The organism is Stenotrophomonas acidaminiphila (assembly GCA_002951995.1).
GTDB lineage: Bacteria > Pseudomonadota > Gammaproteobacteria > Xanthomonadales > Xanthomonadaceae > Stenotrophomonas > Stenotrophomonas acidaminiphila_A.
Window position 1 is genome coordinate 542,501 of sequence record CP019797.1, and the last position, 22,061, is coordinate 564,561.

The following is a 22,061-nucleotide window of genomic DNA, read 5'->3' on the forward strand; positions in this document are numbered from 1 at the left end:
TTGGGGCCTTAGCTCAGCTGGGAGAGCACCTGCTTTGCAAGCAGGGGGTCGTCGGTTCGATCCCGACAGGCTCCACCACTAAGCTTCGACAGAACTTGGGTCTGTAGCTCAGGTGGTTAGAGCGCACCCCTGATAAGGGTGAGGTCGGTGGTTCGAGTCCTCCCAGACCCACCACTCTGAATGATTGGCGCATACGAAAGAATTGATTGGATACGGCATTGTGGCCGTTTCCTGTTCTTTTAAAACTTGTGACGTAGCGAGCGTTTGAGATGTCTATCTCGACGTGTCGTGAGGCTAAGGCGAGAGACGCAAGTCTCTTTATTGATTGAGTCGTTATATTCGTGCGTGGGCTTTGTACCCCCATGCGCATATGATCCAAGGCAACTTGCGGTTATATGGTCAAGCGAATAAGCGCACACGGTGGATGCCTTGGCGGTCAGAGGCGATGAAGGACGTGGCAGCCTGCGAAAAGTATCGGGGAGCTGGCAACAAGCTTTGATCCGGTAATGTCCGAATGGGGAAACCCACCGCTCCGGCGGTATCCTGCAGTGAATACATAGCTGCTGGAAGCGAACCTGGTGAACTGAAATATCTAAGTAACCAGAGGAAAAGAAATCAACCGAGATTCCCTGAGTAGCGACGAGCGAACGGGGAACAGCCCTTAAGCTGGTATGGTTCTAGAAAAACGGTCTGGAAAGGCCGGCCATAGAAGGTGATAGCCCTGTATTTGAAAGGGCCATTCCAGTGAAGACGAGTAGGGCGGGGCACGTGAAACCCTGTCTGAACATGGGGGGACCATCCTCCAAGGCTAAATACTACTGACCGACCGATAGTGAACCAGTACCGTGAGGGAAAGGCGAAAAGAACCCCGGAGAGGGGAGTGAAATAGAACCTGAAACCGTGTGCGTACAAGCAGTAGGAGCTCGAAAGAGTGACTGCGTACCTTTTGTATAATGGGTCAGCGACTTACTGTTCGTGGCAAGCTTAACCGTATAGGGGAGGCGAAGGGAAACCGAGTCTGATAAGGGCGCATAGTCGCGGGCAGTAGACCCGAAACCGGGTGATCTAGTCATGCCCAGGGTGAAGGTGCGGTAACACGCACTGGAGGCCCGAACCCACTCCCGTTGCAAAGGTAGGGGATGAGGTGTGATTAGGAGTGAAAAGCTAATCGAACCCGGAGATAGCTGGTTCTCCTCGAAAGCTATTTAGGTAGCGCCTCATATGTATCCTCTCGGGGTAGAGCACTGTTATGGCTAGGGGGTCATCGCGACTTACCAAACCATTGCAAACTCCGAATACCGAGACGGACTGTATGGGAGACACACGGCGGGTGCTAACGTCCGTCGTGAAAAGGGAAACAACCCAGACCCACAGCTAAGGTCCCAAATTTTGTGCTAAGTGGAAAACCATGTGGAAAGGCACAGACAGCCAGGAGGTTGGCTTAGAAGCAGCCACCCTTTAAAGAAAGCGTAATAGCTCACTGGTCGAGTCGGTCTGCGGGGAAGATTTAACGGGGCTAAGCACAGAACCGAAGCTTGGGGTGCATAACTTTGTTATGCGCGGTAGAGGAGCGTTCCGTAAGCCTGTGAAGGTGAGTTGAGAAGCTTGCTGGAGGTATCGGAAGTGCGAATGCTGACATGAGTAACGATAATGCGGGTGAAAAACCCGCACGCCGAAAGCCCAAGGTTTCCTTGCGCAACGTTAATCGGCGCAGGGTGAGTCGGCCCCTAAGGCGAGGCAGAAATGCGTAGTCGATGGGAAGCAGGTTAATATTCCTGCACCTCGCGTAAGTGCGATGGAGGGACGGAGAAGGTTAGGTGTACCAGGCGTTGGTTGTCCTGGGGAAAGGCGGTAGGTTTGGATCTTTGGCAAATCCGGGATCCTTCAAGACCGAGCACCGAGACGAGTCTTTAAGACGAAGTCACTGATACCACGCTTCCAGGAAAAGCTCCTAAGCTTCAGCTTACGCAGACCGTACCGTAAACCGACACAGGTGGGTAGGATGAGAATTCTCAGGCGCTTGAGAGAACTCGGGTGAAGGAACTAGGCAACATGGCACCGTAACTTCGGGAGAAGGTGCACCATTGCCGGTGGCCCATGCGGGCTATAGCTGGCGATGGTCGAAGTGACCAGGCCGCTGCGACTGTTTATCAAAAACACAGCACTCTGCAAACACGAAAGTGGACGTATAGGGTGTGACGCCTGCCCGGTGCTGGAAGGTTAATTGATGGGGTCAGCCGCAAGGCGAAGCTCTTGATCGAAGCCCCAGTAAACGGCGGCCGTAACTATAACGGTCCTAAGGTAGCGAAATTCCTTGTCGGGTAAGTTCCGACCTGCACGAATGGCGTAACGACAGCGGCGCTGTCTCCACCCGAGACTCAGTGAAATTGAAATCGCTGTGAAGATGCAGCGTTCCCGTGGCAAGACGGAAAGACCCCGTGAACCTTTACTATAGCTTTACACTGAACGTTGAGTTCGTCTGTGTAGGATAGGTGGGAGGCTATGAAACTGTGGCGCCAGCTGCAGTGGAGCCATCCTTGAAATACCACCCTGTCGTGCTTGACGTTCTAACCTAGGCCCGTTATCCGGGTCGGGGACCGTGTATGGTGGGTAGTTTGACTGGGGCGGTCTCCTCCTAAAGAGTAACGGAGGAGCTCGAAGGTACGCTCAGCGCGGTCGGACATCGCGCACTGTGTGCAAAGGCATAAGCGTGCTTGACTGCAAGATCGACGGATCAAGCAGGTACGAAAGTAGGACTTAGTGATCCGGTGGTTCTGTATGGAAGGGCCATCGCTCAACGGATAAAAGGTACTCCGGGGATAACAGGCTGATACCGCCCAAGAGTTCATATCGACGGCGGTGTTTGGCACCTCGATGTCGGCTCATCACATCCTGGGGCTGTAGTCGGTCCCAAGGGTATGGCTGTTCGCCATTTAAAGTGGTACGCGAGCTGGGTTCAGAACGTCGTGAGACAGTTCGGTCCCTATCTGCCATGGGCGTTGGAAGTTTGAGAGGGGCTGCTCCTAGTACGAGAGGACCGGAGTGGACGAACCTCTGGTGTTCCGGTTGTCACGCCAGTGGCATTGCCGGGTAGCTATGTTCGGAAGCGATAACCGCTGAAAGCATCTAAGCGGGAAGCGCGCCTCAAGATGAGACTTCCCGGGGCACAAGCCCCCTGAAGGAACCATGTAGACTACGTGGTTGATAGGTCAGGTGTGTAAGCGCGGCAACGCGTTGAGCTAACTGATACTAATGATCCGTGTGGCTTGACCATATAACCTCAAGTTGCCTTGGCCGACATGACATGTCGATAGACCCAAGTGCACGCTACGTCACAAGACCTACGAGAGGCTGGCGCTTTATCCTGCTCCAACGGATAGCGACCCTCCAACCCTCTCCCTGGTGAAATTAGCGCTGTGGAACCACCCGATCCCATCCCGAACTCGGAAGTGAAACGCAGCTGCGCCGATGGTAGTGTGGCTCAAGCCATGCGAGAGTAGGTCATCGCCAGGGGCTTTACCCCCAAACCCCCGCTGCTCACGCAGCGGGGGTTTGCTTTTGCGCGCAGGAAAACATCCGGCACCGCGTCCGGCTCGCGGTGCCGTTGCTGCCTGCGGCGCCCTGAAGATCAGCGTTGCTCCGAGCGCTGCCGCGCCGCAATGGCCCAGCGGGCGGCCAGATTGGGCGCGGTGATACACTCCGCCTTGTCCGTCACCGTGGTCACCGCCCGCTCCAGCAACTGGATGTCCGCCTCGTGCTGACGCGCCACGTGCGGGTCCTCGAAGAAGATCGCACGCTGGCAACGGCCTTCCAGGACACGGTCGGCGATCTGCGCATCGCCCCCCAATGGGCCGCTCTGGAAGCGCTGGATCCAATCCTGGTCGCGCGGCCAGCCCCGGCTCCAGGCCAGCTCGTTCAAGTGCTGCCCTGTCGTTCCCGTGCCGATGCGCTCCCCGAACCGCGACAGTACGTCCGGCACCAAGAGGGGAGAGGTTTCATGCCTCCCGCCTAGGCGGGAGAGGCTCTTCGGTGTGCCCGAAAAGTACAGGGTGCAGTGACACCGCGCTTAGATGTCGCAGATGACGCTCCCGTCACTCTGATCTGGCGTCCGACCCAGAGGCTTGGAAAGCGCTACCGTCCGCAGGCATGCGCCGGCAGAGATGCACGCCGGTGGATCTGGTCGTTGCTGGGTCGAGGCAGCAGCTTTGCTGGCGGTTGCCTCGGAGAACGCGCGCCACTTGCCGTGGATGAACCACGTTGACCGGCCTTCCGCGCATACGACAACGGCGCCCATAGGCGCCGTTGCTTCAATCGCTGTCGCTGGAACGCGAAGATCACACCCGGCCGAATACCAGCGTTGCGTTCGTGCCGCCGAAGCCGAAGCTGTTGGACATCACCGTCTCCAGCGCCGCCTCCTGCGTCTGACGCAAGATCGGGAAGCCCTCGGCGCGCGCGTCCAGCGTCTCGATGTTGGCAGAGCCGGCCATGAAGCCGTCACGCATCATCAGCAGGCAGAAGATCGCCTCGTGCACGCTGGCCGCGCCCAGCGAGTGACCGGACAGCGCCTTGGTCGAGGAGATCGGCGGCACCTGCTCGCCGAAGACCTCGCGTACCGCGCCCAGCTCGGTGATGTCGCCCAGCGGGGTGGAGGTGCCATGGGTATTGAGGTAATCGATCGGGCGGTCGATGCCGGCCAGCGCCATGTTCATGCAGCGCACCGCGCCTTCGCCGGACGGGGCGACCATGTCGGCGCCGTCGGACGTCACGCCGTAGCCGATCAGCTCGGCATGGATGTGTGCGCCGCGCGCGATGGCGTGGTCGTAGTCTTCCAGTACCAGCATGCCGGCGCCGCCGGCGATGACGAAGCCGTCGCGGTTGGCGTCATAGGGGCGCGATGCCGACGCCGGGGTATCGTTGAAGCCGGTGGACAGCGCGCCCATGGCATCGAACATCACGCTCATCGACCAGTGCAGGTCCTCGCCGCCACCGGCGAACACGATGTCCTGGGCGCCGTGGCGGATCAGGTCGGCGGCCGCGCCGATGCAGTGCGCCGAGGTGGCGCAGGCAGCGGACAGTGAGTAGCTCAGCCCCTTGATGCTGAAGGCGGTGGCCAGGTTGGCCGAGACCGTCGAGCACATCGTGCGCGGCACCATGTACGGGCCGACCTTGCGCACGCCGCGGTTGCGCAGCAGGTCGGCGGCTTCCACCTGCCACTGGCTGGAGCCGCCGCCGGAGCCGGCGATCAGGCCGGTACGGACGCTGCTGACCAGGGCCTGGTCCAAGCCGGCGTCGGCGATGGCGTCGCGCAGGGCGATGTAGCTGTAGGCCGCCGCGTCGCTCATGAAGCGCTTGAGCTTGCGGTCGATCTGCGCGTCCAGGTCGATGTCGACGCGGCCGCCGATCTGGCTGCGCAGGCCGGCTTCGGCATGGTCGGGCAGGGCGACGATGCCGGGACGGCCTTCGCGCAGGGCGCTGGAAACGGTATCCAGATCGTTGCCAAGGCAGGAGTTGATCCCCATGCCGGTGATGACGACACGACGCATCAGAAGCTCTCGGTGGAAGTGAACAGGCCCACGCGCAGGTCCTTGGCGGTATAGATCTCGCGCCCGTCGACCAGCATGCGGGCGTCGGCCTGGGCCATGACCAGCTTGCGGTTGATCACGCGCGAGATGTCGATTTCGTACTGCACCAGCTTGGCGCTGGGCAGCACCTGGCCGGTGAACTTGACCTCACCGCAGCCCAGCGCGCGGCCGCGGCCCTCGGCGCCCAGCCAGGTCAGGAAGAAGCCGGTCAGCTGCCACATCGCATCCAGGCCCAGGCAGCCCGGCATCACCGGGTCACCGATGAAGTGGCAGCCGAAGAACCACAGGTCGGGGCGGATATCGAGCTCGGCGCGCACCAGGCCCTTGCCATGTGGACCCCCGTCGTCGCGGATGTCGGTGATGCGGTCGAACATCAGCATCGGGTCGTTGGGGAGGCGGCCCTTGTTGGGCCCGAACAGCTCGCCGCGGGCACTGGCCAGCAGCTGTTCGCGCGAGAACGCATTGAGACGGTTCATCGAAGCGGTAATCCGGAGCACGAAAACGTGGGTTAACGCCCGAGCATGCATGATGCGCGGGCTTTCAATCAACAGTTTTAACCGTACGCATCCGTAGTGTTTCGGACAAAAGGCGGCACGTTCGTCGCAGATCGTACCGGTGCGTATGGGGCGCGGCGCTATGATGGCGGTCCTTCGTTCCGCGGTCGTGTTGCTCGCCATGCGCAAGATCATCCACATCGACATGGACGCGTTCTACGCGTCGGTCGAGCAGCGGGACGATCCGGCGTTGCGGGGCAGGCCGGTGGTGGTGGCCTGGCGCGGGGCCCGCTCGGTGGTGTGCGCGGCGTCCTACGAGGCGCGCAGGTTCGGCGTGCGTTCGGCGATGCCGGCGGTGCGCGCCGAGCGGCTGTGCCCGGACGCGGTGTTCGTGCCGCCGGATTTCGCCCGCTACAAAGCCGTGTCGCGGCAGATCCGCGAGATCTTCCTGCAGCACACCGCGCTGGTCGAGCCGCTGTCGCTGGACGAGGCCTACCTGGACGTGTCTGGGTCGTCGACCTGTGGCGGCATCGCCACCGAGATCGCGCGCACCGTCCGCGCGCAGATCCGCGAGGCGACCTCGCTCACCGCCTCGGCCGGGATCGCGCCGAACAAGTTCCTGGCCAAGATCGCCTCGGACTGGCGCAAACCCGATGGCCAGTTCGTGGTGCCGCCGGCGCGGGTGGAGCAGTTCCTCACGCCGCTGCCGGTCAACCGCGTACCGGGCGTGGGCAAGGTCATGGAAGGGCGCCTGGCGGCGCTGGGCATCGCTACCGTCGGCGACCTGCGCCGGCTGCCGCTGGAGCAGCTTGAGGCGCTGTTCGGCACGTTCGGGCAACGTCTGTACCGGCGCGCACGCGGCATCGACGAGCGCCCGGTGGAGCCCGACCAGCCGGTGCAGTCGATCTCCTCGGAGGATACGTTCGCCGAGGACCTGCGGCTGGGCGAGTTCGACGAGCTGATCGCCCAGCTGGCGGCGCGGACGTGGCGCGCGACCGGACGCACCGAACGCATCGGCCATACCGTGGTGCTCAAGCTCAAGACCGCCCAGTTCCGGATCCTCACCCGCAGCTTCACGCCGGATGCGCCGCCGGCCTCGGAGGAGGAGCTGCGCGACATCGCGCTGGCGCTGTGCCAGCGCGTGCAGCTGCCGCCGGACACGCGCTACCGGCTGGTGGGCGTGGGCCTGTCCGGCTTCCGCGACCGCGAGGATACGGCGCTGCAGGGCGACCTGTTCCGCGATGTCGTCGTGGACTGACGGGTTTCCGCGCCCCGGTACAATCGACGGTTCACCGTCATGGAGTGGGTGCGTGGGCATCGCAGCGCTGGTATTCGATCTGGACGGCACGCTGGTGGACAGCGCCGGGGACATCGCCGAGGCAGTCAACCGTTCGCTGGAGGAGTTGTCGCTGCCGCGCGTGCCCGAGGCGACCGTCCGCAGCTGGATCGGCGAAGGCGTGCGCCGCCTGGTCGCCATCGCCCTGGCGCACGCCGGCAGCGGACATGCGGCGGACGAGGTGATGCCGATGTTCATGCGCCACTACCATGACTGCCTGCTGCGCAGCCCGCAGCTGTACGACGGCGTGGCCGACGCCCTGCAGCTCCTGCAGGCGCGTGGGCTGCCGATGGCGATCTGCACCAACAAGCCGTCGGCCCTGGTGCCGCCATTGCTGGAGCATCTGGGCATCGCCGGGTACTTCGCGCACATCGTCGGCGGCGACACCCTGCCGCAGCGCAAACCCGCGCCCGAGCCGGTGCTGCATGCGGCGCGGCTGCTGGGCCACGCGCCGGCACGGTGCCTGATGGTCGGCGACTCGGCCACCGACCTGGAGGCGGCCAACGCCGCGGGCATGCCGATCGCCCTGGTGCGCTACGGCTACCCGCGCGATCTGGATCTGGACGCGGCCGGTGCGGTCGCGGTGATCGACGACCTGCGGGAACTGACGGCACGCTGCTGAGTGGCGACCGGCCGCTCCGCGCGGCGCGGGGATGTTGCGTCTGTCGCTGCCCGGGCCACGCCCGGACATGCCACGGCCATGAAGTCGCTGAGCCGCGGTCGGCATGCAATGACGCCCCGGCGGGAGGCCGGGGCGTCGATGGAGCGGTCGTGCTGGGGCTTCAGCGCGAGCGGTAGCGCAGCGTCAGCTGGTACTCGCGGCCAGGCTGGTTGTACCAGGCCACGGTTTCGTACGCGCGATCGAACACGTTGGCCGCCCGGGCCTGCAGGCTCCATGCCTCGTTGAGGGCGTACTCCACGCGCAGGTCCACGGTGCCGTAGCCGGCCAGGCGCAGGCTGTTGGCGGCGTTGTCGAAGCGGTGGCCGGTGGCGCTGGCGGTCACGCCCACGCGCAGCGGCCCGAAGCCACGGTCCACGTCGAGCCGGCCGCTGCTGCGTGCACGGCGCGGCAGCCAGTTGTCGTGGCTGGCCGCACCGCGGGTGTGGTCGCGCGGATCGGTGAAGCTGGCCTGGGCGTTGATGTCGAACCCGGCCAGCGATGCGAAGCCGGTCAGCTCGGCACCGCGGATGCGCGCCTTGGCGATGTTGTACGGCGTGTAGGTGCTGTCCAGCGCGATCAGCTGGTCGATGCGGCTTTCGTAAGCGTTGAAGGTCCAGTTCCAGCCCTCGCCGTACTGCGCGATGCCGACGTTCACGCTGGTGGATTCCTCCGGCTTCAATGCCGGGTTGCTCGACCACGGGTAGTACAGGTCGTTGAAGGTCGGTGCCTTGAAGCCGGTGCCGGCACTGGCGGTCAGGCGCAGGCCGTGGCCGAGCGCCAGGCCGTAGCCGAGGCTGCCGGTGGTGTGGTTGCCGAACTGCTCGTTGTCGTCGTTGCGCACGCTGGCCTGCAGCGAATGCGCGCCGAAGCGGCCCTGGTATTCGGCGAACACGCCGGTGTTGTCGCGGTTGTCGATCGAATAGGCGGTGGTGCTGGTCACCTGGTCCTTCTGCCAGTCGCCGCCGACGCTCAGCTGCTGGCCTTCGGCGAACAGGAAATCGCCCTGCACGCTGGCGGTGTCGCGGCGTGTGTCGAAGGTGGACACGAAGCTGCGCGTGCCGGCCTGGACGTAGTAGCTGTCGGCCTGGTCGTCGTTGCGTCCGATCTGCGCGGACAGGCGGAATGCATCGCCCGGGGCCCAGCGCAGCTTGCCGCCGTATACCCGTTGCTGGTTGTCGGCCTCGTTGCCGCTGTAGATGCTGCCGTCGTACTGGTTGCGGCTGGCGGCATCGAGCATGTGGCCTTCCACGTCCAGGGTCTCGGACAGCGCATAGCCGCCGCGCACGTTGAGCGAGGCGTTGCGGTAACCGTCGCGGTCGGGCTCGTCGACATAGCAGCCCTGGAACAGCGTGGCCGAGCCGTTGCACGCGTTGATGCCGTCGGTCTTCTGCCAGGCGCCCTGCGCCGATACCCAGCCGCGCTCGCCGCGGTTGCTGAAGCCGGCGCTGGCCTGGCGCAGGTTGTGGCTGCCGGCGGTCAGCGCCAGGTTCTGCTGCAGGCCCTGGCCGGCGGCGCGGGTGAAGATCTGGATGACGCCGCCGATCGCCTCGGAGCCGTACAGGCTCGAACGCGGCCCGCGCACGATCTCCACGCGCTCGATCTGGTCGATGGGCAGGTCCTGCAGCGCCGGCATGCCGCTGGAGGCGGCGCCGATGCGCACGCCGTCGACCAGCACCAGCACCTGGCTGGAGGCGCTGCCACGCATGAACAGCGAAGTGATCTTGCCGGCGCCGCCCTGGTTGACGAAGTCCAGGCCGGCGCGGCCGCGCAGCAGGTCCAGCAGCGAGGCGGCCTGGCTGCGATCGATCTGCTCGCGGTCGATGACCTGCACCGGCACGACGCTGTCGGCGATGGAGACCGGCGTGCGGGTGGCGGTGACCACCACGTCGTCGAGCTCGGTCGGTGCCTGTTCGGCACTGGCAAGGCCCGGCAGTGCGAGCGCAAGGGCGAGGGAAAGGGTGTTGTAAGGCAATTTCATGGGAACTCCTGGATCCGCGCGCTCCCGCGCGGATGGACGGTGGAGGCTGCCAGGAGAGGGACACGACGGAGTGCGCGCACGGCGCTACTGCCGCCGCCATGCCCTCCGCATCGCAACCAGTCGGCTTCCGGGCCGGTCTCCGGGCTTGCAGGCGAAGCGCGTCGACGCTTCCGGCCAGGCGCCTTCCCGTGCGATGGATGCACAGTGGCGGTATGCCTGGCCTTGTCCTGCTTACCGTTGCGGGGGCAGCGCCGGACTGGCGCGGGCCAGGATGTCCCTGGCAGGCGCGGCACCGGCTTCCCGTTTCAACCGGCCGGAGCGAGTCCGGCCAGTCACCCGAAAGTGCGGGCATTCTATGCCATCGCCCGCGGCGCTGCCCGGCGTGCCGCGCGATGGGCGGCCCACGGCGTCGTGGCGCCCGCCACGGCACATCGTGCGGGCGGCACGCGCCCTACAATGCGCGATTGCAACGCGGTATCGGAACACACGTGACAGACGCATGGTTCACCCGGGCCTGCCCGGCGCCCTCGCAGCCGCAACGGCAGCACGCCATCGCCCGCCAGCGGCAACTGACCAAACCCGAGGGGGCGCTGGGGCGCCTGGAAACCCTCGCCATCGAACTGGCCGCGCTGCAGGGGCGCGAGCAGCCGCAGGCCACGCGCGTGCCGGTGCTGGTGTTCGCCGGCGACCATGGCATCGCCGCGCAGGGCGTGTCGGCGTATCCGGCCGAAGTGACGGTGCAGATGCTGCGCAACTTCGCCGCCGGTGGCGCCGCCATTGCGGTGCTGGCGCGCGAACTGGGCGTGCCGCTGCATGTCTGGGACGTCGGCAGCCTGGCCGATGCGCCGGTCAGTGGCGTGACCTGGGACAAGCCGCGCCGCGGCACCGACGATTTCAGTACCGGCCCGGCGATGGCGCCGGCTGACCTCGACGCGGCGTTCGCCGCCGGCCAGCGCGCGGTGGCCGCCGCCTGCGCAGAGGGTGCCGACCTGCTGCTGCTGGGCGAGATGGGTATCGGCAACACCACCTCGGCCAGTGCGCTTGCGGCGGTGCTGGGGCCGTTGCCGCTGGCCGAACTGGTGGGCGCCGGCACCGGCCTGGATGCGGCGCGGATCGCCCACAAGCAGGCCGTGACCGCGCAGGCGTTGGCCCTGCATGGCGCGTCCATCGCCGCCGCCGCCGACCCGGGCCGCGAAGCCCTGCGCCGCGTCGGCGGGCTGGAGATCGCGGCGCTGGCCGCGGCCATGATCGCCGCCGCCCAGCGCGGCGTGCCGGTGCTGGTGGATGGCTTCATCGTCTCGGCCGCCGCGTTGGCGGCAGTGCGCATCAATCCCTCGCTGCGGCCGTGGCTGCTGTTCTCGCACCGCTCCGCCGAGCGCGGTCATGCGCGGGTACTGGAGAAACTGCAGGCCGACCCGCTGCTGCAGCTCGACCTGCGGCTGGGCGAGGGTTCCGGCGCGGCGCTGGCGCTGCCACTGCTGCGCCTGGCCTGCGCGCTGCACAACGGCATGGCCACGTTCGCCGAAGCCGCGGTTGCCGGGCGGAGCACCGCGCCGTGATCCTGGACCTGATGCGCCATGCCTCCACCGGCCGCCAGGGCCACCTGGACGGCCGCAGCGATCCGCCGCTGCTCGATGGCGCGGTGGACGCGCTGCTGCAGCGCCACGCCGACGGCCAGTGGAGCCGGGTGATCGCCTCGCCGCGGCGCCGTGCGCTGGATACCGCCACCGCGCTGCTCGCCGGCCGCGAACTGTTCTGCGAAATCCATCCGGACTGGGCCGAACTCGATTTCGGCGACTGGGACGGCCGCCATTACGATGAAATCCCCGCCGAACTGCTGGCCGGGCTGTACGACGCGCCGCATGCGGTGGTGCCGCCCAACGGCGAGAGCTGGCAACAGTTCCAGCAGCGCATCGATGCCCAGCTGCAGCGGCTGCTGGACGAGGACGAGGGCGACGGGCCGGTGCTGGTGGTCAGCCACGCCGGGGTGCTGCGGTTGGCGGTGTCGCGCGTGTGCGGCATTCCGCTGGCGGCCCTGTGGGCGATGCGCATCGACTACGGCACCCGCGTGCGCCTGCGCGTGGAGCGCGCGCAGGACGGGCAGGTGTGGGGTGAGCTGCTGGAGCTGTGCCAGCCGTGAGCGTGCGCCGCCTGATCCTGGCCATCCAGTTCCTGACCCGGCTGCCGACGCCGCAGGTGAAGGACTTCCGCGACGACGACCTCAGCCGTGCGGCGGTGTATTACCCGCTGGTCGGCGGGATCATCGGCGCGCTGCTGGCCGCGCCGCTGTACCTGCTCGGCGACCGGCCGTGGCTCGCCGGCGTGCTTGCCCTGCTGGCGTGGGTGTGGGTGACCGGCGCGCTGCACCTGGATGGACTGGGCGACGTCGCCGATGCCTTCGGTGCCGCGCACCGCGACCCGCAGCGTTTCCTCGAAGTGCTCAAGGATCCGCACCTGGGCGTGTTCGGCGTGGTCACCCTGGCGATGCAGCTGCTGCTCAAGTTCGTGCTGCTGTCCGAACTGTCCGCCAGCCCGCTGTGGTACGGCATCGTGCTGGTGCCGGCGTGGGCGCGCTGGGGCACGCTGTGGTGGAGCCGGTTGTTGCCGTCGCTGCACGCTGCGGGCATGGCCGAACGCTTTTCATGGCAGCTGAGCCTGCGCTCGATGTGGGTATGGGCGCTGCTGCTGGCCGTGGTCACCGCCTTCGTGGCCTGGCCGCTGCTGCTGGCGCTGCCGCTGGTGGCGCTGGTCGCGGCCTGGTGGCGGCGCCGGCTGGGCGGTATTTCCGGCGACTGCCTGGGCGCCAGCGTCGAGGTCACCGAAAGCCTGCTGCTGCTGGCGCTGGTGCTGCTGGGGGAATCGCCTTGCCGGTGCCGTAGCGGCCCGGCTGCGGGCGTCAGTCCTCGCTGAAACGGATCTCGCCGACCTCGTCGTCGCCGTCGTCAGCGGCCGCGTGCGGCTGCATGTGGGTTTCATGGACCGGACCGGCCATCTGCCCGGCACGCGTGGCCGGCAGGCCGCCGGCCGCGGCTTCGTACTCGGAGACCAGTTGCTGGCGGCGGGCATCGGGCACGTCCTGCCAATGGCAGCCGACCAGCGCGCCTTCCAGCGAGTACAGCAGGTTGAGGCTGGGCTTGAAGCCGGCGCGGCGGACCTTGACGAAGGCGCCGACGGCGCCCACCGCGGCCAGGTCCTCGGCGCTGCGCAACCCGACCTGGCGCAGCCACGCCGCGCTCTTCGGGCCGATGTTGCGCAGCTTCAGCGCGCTCACGCCAGCGCCTCGACGAACACCCGGGCGATGGCCTCCAGCCCCGCCTGGTCGTCGGCGTCGAAGCGCGAGGTGACCGGGCTGTCCAGGTCGAACACGCCGACCAGCGCACCGTCGTGGACCAGCGGCACCACCAGTTCCGAGCGCGAGGCCGAGTCACAGGCGATGTGGCCCGGGAACGCATCCACGTCGTCCACGCGCTGGGTCTGGCGGGTGCTGGCCGCCGCACCGCACACGCCCTTGTGCAGCGGGATGCGCACGCAGGCCGGCAGGCCCTGGAACGGGCCGACCACCAGTTCGGTGCCGTCGAAGAAATAGAAACCCACCCAATTGAGCTGCGGCAGCGCGTGGTACACCAGTGCCGACAGGTTGGCGGCATTGGCGGTGCGGTCGGTTTCGCCGTGGACCAGCGCGCGGGCCTGGGCCAGCAGCTGGGCGTACTGTTCCGGCTTGCTGCCGGTGAGCGTGGTGGAACTGAACATGGGGCGAAGTCTAACCGCTGCGCCCGATGTCCGCGCGGCACCGCCGCCGGCATCGCCCCGGGCGTGTGCACGGGGTGCTGAAAAAGAAAGACCCGGCAACGGGAGAGAGCGCGTTGCCGGGTCCGGACAGGGCGCGGGGGAGGGGGATCCGCGCGCTGTTGAGGGGGAGTCAGCCGTTCCTGGCGCGCTGGCGCTCGCCGGTGCCCTTCTGGAAGGGCTGCCGTGCCAGTTCGGCCAGCGCCTGTCCGCTCTGCAGCCCGAGCCCGGCGATCTCCTGCCCGGCCGAGGCCAGCCGCTGCAGGTTCTCCCGGGCCACCTGCAGGCCCTTGGGCAGCAGCGCTGGTAGGTCGGCCTGCGGGGTGGGGCGGGCCAGTGCGTCGAGGAAACCGGCGGTCGCGCTGGCATTGCGCTCGAAGGTGCGCAGCTGCACCCCGAATGCGCTCTCCGCGGTCTCCAGTGCCAGCCGGTTGGCGCGATGCGCCAGCGCGGTGAACTGCCGGGTGTAAGCGCCGAAACCTTCGTCGAACCGGGCGGACATGCCGTGCTCCGTCGTTTGTTGCGACGCAGCATAGCGTTCGCCATGGCGGCGTGGAAGTCCGGCGCCTGCGGCCGCCGGGGAATCGTTCAGCTCAGACGCCGCGGTAGCGGCAGCCGGAGGTGCAGGTCTCGTGCACGGTCACCGCGCTGAGCTGCGGCAGGGCGGGGCGCAGCCGATCCCAGATCCACATCGCCAGGCGCTCGCTGGTGGGGTTCTCCAGCCCGGGGATGTCGTTGAGATAGTGATGGTCGAGCTGTTCGTAGAGTGGCTGGAAGGCGGCCTTGATGTCGCCGAAGTCCATTACCCAGCCGGTCTCGGCGCCGGGCTCGCCGCTCACTTCCAGGCGCACCCGGAACGAGTGCCCGTGCAGGCGCGCGCATTTGTGGCCGGCGGGGACGTTGGGCAGCCGGTGGGCGGCCTCGAGGGTGAAATCTTTGAAGATGTCCATGCCGCGATTGTAGCGCCGGGGCGGGAAATCCTTTGGTGGATCAATACATCCTTTTATCAAGATGGAGGGATGTTGTTTCTTTTTCGTTATATGCGCATGAAGGGACGTAATTGGCCCGAATCGCGCTGGACTGGCTGAATGCGGGTTGCTTCCTCCCCCTCGCTTCCGTATCCCGATGTCCAACTTCTCCCCGCTCGTGGTGGCCCTGGCCACCGCCATGGCCGCGCCTTTGTCCGTCGCCGCCGAATCCGCCGATGCACCCGTCGGTCCCACCCTTTCCGCCGTGCAGGTCACCGGTTCCAACATCAAGCGCAGCGACACCGAAACCGCCAACCCGGTGCAGGTGATCGAACGCCAGCAGCTGGAGGAATCGGGCAAGGCCACGGTGGCCGACCTGCTGCGCTCGATCTCGGCCAATACCGGCAACGCCGCCAACGAAACCAGCAACAGTGGCTGGGCTTCCGGTTCGGCGGGCATCGGCCTGCGTGGCCTGTCGCAGAAGAACACGCTGGTGCTGCTCAATGGCCGCCGGCTGGCCAACTACGGCTTCCCGTCCGGCGGCCTGTCGGACACGTTCGTCAACCTCAATGCACTGCCGCTGGTGGCGGTGGAACGCATCGAAGTGCTCAAGGACGGCGCTTCTGCCGTGTACGGCTCCGATGCGGTGGCCGGCGTGGTCAACATCATCACCCGCCAGGGCTTCGAGGGCGCGGAGGTGGGCGCCAGCGGCGGTACCTCAGACGCCGGCGGCCTGGACCAGCAGAACGTCAAGTTTGTCGGCGGTATCGGCGACCTGGAGAACGATGGTTACACCCTCCTGGTGTCGCTGGAAGGCTACAACCGCGACCGGCTGGACCAGAACCAGCGTGACCTGACCCGCTCGGGCATCTACACCGACAAGGCCGGTGGGCGCTGGAACGGGTGGTCGGCGAAGGGCGCGCGCTTCCTGGTCAATGACAGGTCCGTGCCGATGCTCGACGCTGCCGGCAACTGCCCGGAGGGCACCGTGCTCACCGCCAGCGCGCCGATCGATGGGCTGGCCGGCGACACCTGCGCCTTCAACCAGGCGCCGTACACCACCCTGATCCCCTCGACCAGGCGCTGGCAGGCCTACCTCAACGGCACGCTGCGCCTGAACGATTCGGTCGATGCCTTCGCCGAGGTGCTCTACAGCGACATCAAGGGCGTGTCCTGGTTCGGCTCCAGTCCATTCTTCACCCTGGAAAACGGGCGCTTCGCACTCAACGCCGATACCGGCCTTGCCGAGCCGGTGCGTTCCACCCTGCCGGCGGCCAGCCCCTACAACCCATATGGCGTGGACGTGCCGATCGAGTACACCTTCTTCAATCTTGGCGGCACCATCAAGACCAACCGCTCGCAGGCCTATCGTGGTCTGGTCGGCCTGCGCGGGCAGGGTGAGAAATGGGACTGGGAAGTGGGCGCGTTCCAGGCGGCGAGCAAGGAGCGCGAAACGGTCTCCGGTGGCTTCGCCAACCGCTGGGCACTGTACGACGCGCTGGCCACGGGCAGCTACAACCTGCTCAAGCCGTCGGCCACCGATCCGGCGGTGCTCAAGGCCATCGGCCTGAGCACGTTGCGCCCGGCCGATTCGATCCTCAAGGGGCTGGACGCCAAGGTGTCCGGCACGTTGGGCGAAACCCGGGCGGGGCAGGTCGGCTTTGCCGCCGGCGTGGAATGGCGGCAGGAAAAGCTGGATTCGGACAATCCGTGGCAGATCGACGCCGGCCTGCAGGTACGCCCGGCCATCGCCGAGGTGCATGGCGAGCGCAAGGTCACCGCCGCCTATGCCGAAGTGAACGTGCCGCTGCATGGCACGCTGGAATTGCAGGCCGCCGCGCGCGGCGACCATTACAGCGATTTCGGCAATGCGTTCTCGCCCAAGCTGGGCCTGCGCTGGCAGCCTCTGGACGGGCTGCTGGTACGCGCCGCCGCTTCGCGCGGCTTCCGCGCGCCGTCGCTGTCGGAAAACTCGGCCTCGACCAACATCGCCTACGGCTCGGTGGTGGACCCGCACGACCCGGACGTGCCCGGCTCGCGCCAGACCCCGACCTTCTTCACCGTCGGCAACCGCACTCTCGACCCGGAGCGCACGCGCAGCTTCAATGCCGGCGTGGTGCTGTCGCCGTGGGCCAACACCAGCCTGAGCGTGGACTACTACCGCGTCAGGCTCGACAACCTGATCGGCAGCGGCAACACCACCACGCTGGTGGCCGAGAACGACCCGGCCAGCGTGCTGCGCGATGCGCGCGGCAAGCTGCTGGCCGTCTACAACCGCTACCAGAACCTGAGCGAGCTGCAGACCTCGGGCATCGACGTGGAACTGCGCCAGCGCTGGTCCAGCGCCAGTGCCGGCGATTTCGGCCTGTCCTCCGCGTTGACCTACGTCATCGACTACAGGCGCCCACAGGTGATTGACGGTCCGCTGGTGGATTACGCCGGTTCCAACCTCGGGCCATCGCTGCCGGACATCAAGGCCACCACCACCCTGGACTGGACCCTGGGTGACTGGCGCACGGCGCTGACCTGGTACTACACCGAGGGTTACGACCAGGAAGGCAGCGTCGCCGCCAAGGCCGTGCAGAAGGACGTGGCCAGCTACAGCCAGTTCGACCTGTACCTGGGCTACACCGGCATCGACAGGCTCTCGCTGTACGCCAAGGTGCAGAATATCGGCAACCGCCAGCCGCCGCACGATGCCACCTTCCCCGGTGTGCGCGCGCCGTACGACTTCAGCCAGTACGACCTGCGCGGGCGCTACTACACGGTGGGCTTCGACTACCGCTTCTGACCTTGGAGCCCCGCTCCTGTGCCAAGGAGCGGGGCCAGGCCCATCCGTCGAATGGGCACATCACGAAGAGTCCGCAACGGCGGCCCGTCGGCAGGCCGTGCAACGGGAGTTCCGATCCATGTCATTCCGTTTTCTCGCCCTGGCCCTGCTGCTGGCAATCGGTGCCATGCCCGCCTTCGCCCAGAACAGCTACTACTTTCCCGCCGCGCGGCAGTTCGATGCACGGGTGCCATCGCCGCAGCAGTTCCTTGGCTACGACATCGGCAGCCATTACACGCGGCATGACCGGCTGGTGGCGTACTTCAACGAACTGGCGCGCGTCTCCGACCGGGTCAGGGTGGAGGTGATCGGCCAGAGCTACGAACAGCGCCCGCTGCTGCTGGTGACCATTACCTCGCCGCGAAACCACGCACGCAGCGCGCAGATCGCCGCGCAGTGGCAGGCGCTGGTCGACCCTGCGCAACCGCTGCCCGGCGATGACGCGCCTTCGGTGGTGTGGCTGGGCTACAGCGTGCATGGCAATGAAACCTCCAGTGGAGAGGCGGCAATGCTCACCGCCTACTACCTTGCCGCCAACCAGGATGCCGAAACCGCGGGCTGGCTGGAGAATGCGGTGGTGGTGATCGACCCGGCGCAGAACCCGGACGGCCGCGACCGCGCCGGCAACTGGCACAACGCCTGGGGTTCGCGCCCGCCCTCGGCGGACCCCGCCGACAGGGAGCATGTCGAACCGTTCCCCACGGGGCGGGTCAATCACTACTTCACCGATCTCAACCGCGACTGGCTGGCGCTGGCGCAGGCCGACAGCTGGCCCAAGGTGGCGCAGTTCCATCGCTGGTACCCAAACATCCAGATCGACTTCCACGAGATGGGCAAGGACAGCACCTATTACTTCGAGCCCTCGCCGAAGAGCATGGAAAGCCCCCTGCTGCCCAGGTCCTCGTACGAGGCCAACCACTGGCTGGCGCGCTTCCACGCGCAGGCGCTGGACGCGCTGGGTTCGCTGTACTACACCGGCGAGAACTTCGACAACTTCTCGCCGATCTATGGCTCCACGTACCCGGACTTCCATGGCGCGGTCGGCGTGACCGTGGAGCAGGCCAGCTCGCGTGGACGTGTGCAGGAGTCGGTGAACGGGCCGCTGCATTTCGACTTCACCATCCGCAACCAGGTGGCCACCGGCCTTGCCAGCGTGCGCGGCGCGGTGGAGGACCGCATGCGCCTGTTCGTCCTGCAGAAGGCGTTCTTCCGCAGTGCCCTGGCCCAGGCGGCCGCCTACCCGGTACGCGACTGGGTGTTCGGCGATGCCGCCGATGCGACCCTCACCCGCAGGCTGCTTGCCCTGTTGTTGCAGCACCGCATCCAGGTGCATGCGCTGGCGCGTGATGTCGAAGTCGATGGCAAGCGCTTCCGCGCCGGTTCGGCCTATGTGGTGCCGGTGCGGCAGCCGCAGTTCCGTCTTGCCCATGCGATTTTCGAATTCACCCCGCCGGTGAAGGGGGATGTGTTCTACAGCGGCACCTCCTACGCGGTCGCGCCGGCCTATGGCCTGCGTTATGCCGCCAGTCGCGGGGCGTTGCCGACGGGCGCGAAAGTGGAAGCGGCGCCGGCGGCACAGGGCGGTATCCATGGCGGACGTGCCGGCTTCGCCTATGTGGCCGATCCGCGCGACTTCGGCAGTTACCGCCTGCTGGGTGGCCTGCTGCGGGACGACGTGCGCGTGCGCACCGCGCACCAGCCGTTTACCGCCGCCACCGCTGCCGGTGAGGTGGCGTTCGGCCATGGCGCGGTGGTGATCCCGGTTGCCGGGCAGGCGCTGGATGCCGGGGCGTTGCAGGCCCGGGTGCTGGCGCGTGCGCAGGAGGCGGGCGTCACCGTGCATGCACTGGACAGCGGCCGTACCGCCAGTGGCATCGACCTGGGCAGCGACAACGTGCGTGTGCTGCGTGCGCCGAGCATCGCGCTGGTGATGGGCGAGGGGGTCTCGGCCACCGAGATCGGCTCGGCCTGGTTTGCACTGGATACCGCGCTGGGCCTGCCTGCGAGCAAGCTCGATCCCGCACAACTGGCGAGCGTGGACCTGTCGCGCTACACCTCCATCGTGCTGTCCGCTGGCAGCTACGGCACGGTCGGCGAGGCGGGCGTGACGGCGCTCAAGCGCTGGATCGCCGCCGGCGGCTCGCTGGTGGTGTACGGCAGCGGCGCGCGCTGGGCGATCGACAAGGGCCTGGTCGAGGCCAAGCTGCGCGGGGACGGCAAGGGTGAGGAAGGCCAGCGGCTGGATTTGGGCACGGTGCGCGACGTGTTCGCGCTGGGCCGGGTCAGCGGCAACATCCTCAGTGCCGATATCGATCCCACCCATCCGCTGGGGTTCGGCGTGCAGCAGCGGCGGATCTGGGTGAACAAGGAGAGCGGGCTGGTGTTCGAGCCGGGGAAGAACGCTTTTCTCAATGTGGTCAACATCGACCGCCAGCCGGTGGTGAACGGCTACCTGTCCGATGCCAACCGCGCCCGCGTGGCCGGCTCCAGCTATCTGCAGGTGGTGCCGAGCGGCAGCGGCAACGTGGTGCTGTTCGCCGACGACCCGGCGCACCGCAAGTACTGGCATGGCACCGAGCGCCTGCTGCTCAATGCGCTGCTGCAGGGCAACCACCTCAACACGCCGAAACAGCGCGGGGAGTGACGCGGCGGGGAGGTTGGCGTCCAGAACACCGCAGCAAAGAAAAAGCCGACGCAGCGCGTCGGCTTTTCAGTTACCTCAAACCGGCAGCCCGGAATCAGGCCGTGGTACGGCTCTGCCCCGGCCACCACCGCGCCGCTGGCCACCGCCGGGGTGTCCGTCGCGCCGCTGCTGGCCGCTGCCCGCATTGCGCTGGCCGCCCGGCTTCTGCTGGCCGCCGCGGCCACCACGCGGTGCATCGCCATTGGACCGGCGCGGGCCATGGCCGCCACTGCCACGGCGCGGCGGACGCTCGCCGCCGGGCTGCTCGGCCTTGCCCGGGGCGCTGTTGCCCCAGCGGATCGGCGTGTTCGGCTCGAAGCCCGGCACGTCGCGGATATCCATGTCGCGGTCCAGCAGGCGCACGATCTGGCGCAGGTACTTGGCATCTTCCTGCGCCACCAGCGAAACCGCCTGGCCGCTGGCACCGTTGCGGCCGGTGCGGCCGATGCGGTGCACGTAATCCTCGGCCACCATCGGCAGGTCGTAGTTGATGACCTTGGGCAGCTCGTTGATGTCGATGCCGCGCGCGGCGATGTCGGTGGCCACCAGCACGGTGACGCGGCCGGCCTTGAAGTCGCCCAGTGCGCGCAGGCGCTGGCTCTGGCTCTTGTTGCCGTGGATCGCCGCGGTCTTGATGCCGGACTTGTCCAGGAACGTGGCCAGCTTGTCGCTGCCGTGCTTGGTCTTGGCGAACACCAGGGTCTGCTCGCGCGAATCGGCGCTCAACAGGTGCAGCAGCAGTTCGCGCTTGCGCCCGGCGTCGACCGGGTGCACGCGGTGGGCGATGGTTTCGGCCACGGTGTTGCGCGGGGTCACCATGACTTCGCGCGGATTGCGCATGAACTCCAGCGCCAGCTGCTTGATCGGGTCGGCGAAGGTGGCCGAGAACAGCAGGGTCTGCCGGTTCTGCTTGGGCAGCTTGGCCAGGATGCGCTTGATCGAGGGCAGGAAGCCCATGTCGAGCATGCGGTCGGCCTCGTCCAGCACCAGCACCTCGATGCCGGACAGATCGATGCTGCGGCGCTCCAGGTGGTCGATCAGGCGGCCCGGGCAGGCCACCAGCAGGTCCACGCCACGGCGCAGGACGTCCAACTGGTTGCCCATGCCGACGCCGCCGTAGATGCAGGTGCTGGGGATGCGCAGGTACTTGCTGTAGCCGCGCAGGCTGTCATGCACCTGGGTGGCCAGTTCGCGGGTGGGGGTCAGGATCAGCGCGCGCGGCCGGCGCGGGCCGCTGCGCACTTCCTGCGCCGAGGTGGCCAGGTGCTGCAGCAGCGGCAGGCCGAACGCGGCGGTCTTGCCGGTACCGGTCTGCGCGCCGGCCAGCAGGTCGTGGCCCTGCAGCACAAGGGGGATGGCCTGCTGCTGGATCGGGGTGGGGTTTTCGTAACCCTGCTCGGCGAGCGCGCGCAGCAGGAAGGGCGCAAGGCCCAGATCTTCGAACGACATGGAAACTCCGCAATATGGGGAAGCGCCGGCCCGGATGGGCCTGCGCTGCCGGTCGTGGCGACCGGTCGGCTCGGAGCGTTCCCGTAAAACCGCGCTGCGAGATCATGGGTGCGACCAGCGCAAGGCGCGCTGGCCGGAATGCGAGACGAAAGGCGTCGGAATGGGGGCGGGCGGGCGGACCGGGCGACGAGGCCTGCGGTCCTGCGCCGCCGGCGGTCCCGGAAGGGAAACGGACGGCCGCTGGCAGACCGCGATAGTCTAAGGGATGTTCGGGAACGGCACAAAAATCCCTGT

At 66.9% G+C, this 22,061-nt stretch carries 15 protein-coding genes, 2 tRNA genes, 2 rRNA genes, 1 pseudogene and 1 riboswitch; of the genes and pseudogenes, 11 read left to right on the top strand and 9 right to left on the bottom strand.

Translation table 11 applies throughout. From position 1 onward, the window contains the following. The first annotated feature begins 2 nt into the window (after positions 1–2). The 4 genes from B1L07_02305 (at position 3) to rrf (ending at position 3,513) form a co-directional block, all read left to right on the top strand. Positions 3–78, top strand: a tRNA-Ala gene (locus B1L07_02305). 19 nt (positions 79–97) lie between these two features. After that, a tRNA-Ile gene (locus B1L07_02310) sits at positions 98–174 on the top strand. A 216-nt stretch (positions 175–390) separates the two neighbouring features. Beyond that, positions 391–3,283, top strand: a 23S ribosomal RNA gene (locus B1L07_02315). A 115-nt stretch (positions 3,284–3,398) separates the two neighbouring features. Beyond that, positions 3,399–3,513: ribosomal RNA gene (gene rrf, locus B1L07_02320) — 5S ribosomal RNA — on the top strand. Between the two features lie 115 nt (positions 3,514–3,628). On the opposite strand, the pseudogene B1L07_02325 reads toward rrf, so the two are convergent. The 3 genes and pseudogenes from B1L07_02325 to B1L07_02335 all read right to left on the bottom strand — a co-directional run bounded on the left by B1L07_02325 (position 3,629) and on the right by B1L07_02335 (position 6,058). After that, positions 3,629–3,973 (bottom strand): annotated as a pseudogene (locus B1L07_02325) (methylglyoxal synthase). A gap of 361 nt (positions 3,974–4,334) precedes the next feature. After that, positions 4,335–5,543: a beta-ketoacyl-[acyl-carrier-protein] synthase I gene (locus B1L07_02330; GenBank protein ID AUZ54153.1), complete on the bottom strand. Its 1,209-nt coding sequence runs from the start codon at positions 5,541–5,543 to the stop codon at positions 4,335–4,337. Beyond that, the gene (locus B1L07_02335; protein ID AUZ54154.1) at positions 5,543–6,058 is read right to left on the bottom strand and encodes a 3-hydroxyacyl-[acyl-carrier-protein] dehydratase FabA; all 516 of its coding nucleotides are present in this window, start codon (positions 6,056–6,058) and stop codon (positions 5,543–5,545) included. The genes B1L07_02330 and B1L07_02335 overlap by 1 nt, the downstream gene beginning before the upstream one ends. Positions 6,059–6,257: 199 nt before the next feature. On the opposite strand from B1L07_02335, the gene B1L07_02340 reads away from it, so the two are divergent. Then, entirely contained in the window at positions 6,258–7,334 is a 1,077-nt protein-coding gene (locus B1L07_02340; protein ID AUZ54155.1) for a DNA polymerase IV, read from the top strand. 52 nt (positions 7,335–7,386) lie between these two features. Next, complete coding sequence (locus tag B1L07_02345) at positions 7,387–8,034, top strand: phosphoglycolate phosphatase (GenBank protein AUZ54156.1); 648 nt, start codon at positions 7,387–7,389, stop codon at positions 8,032–8,034. Positions 8,035–8,194: 160 nt separating this feature from the next. Here the strand turns inward: B1L07_02345 and B1L07_02350 are convergent, their stop codons facing one another. After that, positions 8,195–10,051: a TonB-dependent vitamin B12 receptor gene (locus tag B1L07_02350; protein AUZ54157.1), complete on the bottom strand. Its 1,857-nt coding sequence runs from the start codon at positions 10,049–10,051 to the stop codon at positions 8,195–8,197. Positions 10,052–10,163: 112 nt separating this feature from the next. Next, a riboswitch (cobalamin riboswitch) is annotated at positions 10,164–10,406 on the bottom strand. A gap of 133 nt (positions 10,407–10,539) precedes the next feature. On the opposite strand from B1L07_02350, the gene B1L07_02355 reads away from it, so the two are divergent. Genes B1L07_02355 through B1L07_02365 form a run of 3 tightly spaced genes read left to right on the top strand, consistent with a single transcriptional unit; the run spans position 10,540 to position 12,961 of the window. Further along, on the top strand, positions 10,540–11,610 hold the full coding sequence (locus tag B1L07_02355; GenBank protein AUZ54158.1) for a nicotinate-nucleotide--dimethylbenzimidazole phosphoribosyltransferase: 1,071 nt from the start codon (positions 10,540–10,542) through the stop codon (positions 11,608–11,610). Further along, entirely contained in the window at positions 11,607–12,191 is a 585-nt protein-coding gene (locus B1L07_02360) for a phosphoglycerate mutase (GenBank protein ID AUZ54159.1), read from the top strand. The genes B1L07_02355 and B1L07_02360 overlap by 4 nt, the downstream gene beginning before the upstream one ends. Next, entirely contained in the window at positions 12,188–12,961 is a 774-nt protein-coding gene (locus tag B1L07_02365; GenBank protein ID AUZ54160.1) for an adenosylcobinamide-GDP ribazoletransferase, read from the top strand. Before B1L07_02360 ends, B1L07_02365 begins: the two co-directional genes overlap by 4 nt. On the opposite strand, the gene B1L07_02370 is transcribed toward B1L07_02365, so the two are convergent. The 4 genes from B1L07_02370 to B1L07_02385 form a co-directional block, all read right to left on the bottom strand. After that, on the bottom strand, positions 12,948–13,322 hold the full coding sequence (locus B1L07_02370; protein ID AUZ54161.1) for a transcriptional regulator: 375 nt from the start codon (positions 13,320–13,322) through the stop codon (positions 12,948–12,950). The genes B1L07_02365 and B1L07_02370 overlap by 14 nt on opposite strands. Continuing rightward, complete coding sequence (locus B1L07_02375; GenBank protein ID AUZ54162.1) at positions 13,319–13,801, bottom strand: diguanylate cyclase; 483 nt, start codon at positions 13,799–13,801, stop codon at positions 13,319–13,321. Before B1L07_02375 ends, B1L07_02370 begins: the two co-directional genes overlap by 4 nt. A 169-nt stretch (positions 13,802–13,970) precedes the next feature. Continuing rightward, positions 13,971–14,339: a phasin-family protein gene (locus tag B1L07_02380; GenBank protein ID AUZ54163.1), complete on the bottom strand. Its 369-nt coding sequence runs from the start codon at positions 14,337–14,339 to the stop codon at positions 13,971–13,973. A gap of 91 nt (positions 14,340–14,430) precedes the next feature. Next, positions 14,431–14,787 (bottom strand): 6-carboxytetrahydropterin synthase QueD, encoded by a 357-nt coding sequence (locus B1L07_02385; GenBank protein AUZ54164.1) that lies wholly within the window; start codon positions 14,785–14,787, stop codon positions 14,431–14,433. A 175-nt stretch (positions 14,788–14,962) separates the two neighbouring features. Between B1L07_02385 and B1L07_02390 the strand changes: the two genes are divergently transcribed. Further along, positions 14,963–17,596: a TonB-dependent receptor gene (locus B1L07_02390; GenBank protein ID AUZ54165.1), complete on the top strand. Its 2,634-nt coding sequence runs from the start codon at positions 14,963–14,965 to the stop codon at positions 17,594–17,596. Positions 17,597–17,714: 118 nt separating this feature from the next. After that, entirely contained in the window at positions 17,715–20,279 is a 2,565-nt protein-coding gene (locus B1L07_02395; protein AUZ54166.1) for a peptidase M14, read from the top strand. Positions 20,280–20,354: 75 nt separating this feature from the next. Here the strand turns inward: B1L07_02395 and B1L07_02400 are convergent, their stop codons facing one another. Further along, positions 20,355–21,767 (bottom strand): RNA helicase, encoded by a 1,413-nt coding sequence (locus tag B1L07_02400; GenBank protein ID AUZ54167.1) that lies wholly within the window; start codon positions 21,765–21,767, stop codon positions 20,355–20,357. Positions 21,768–22,061: the final 294 nt, after the last annotated feature.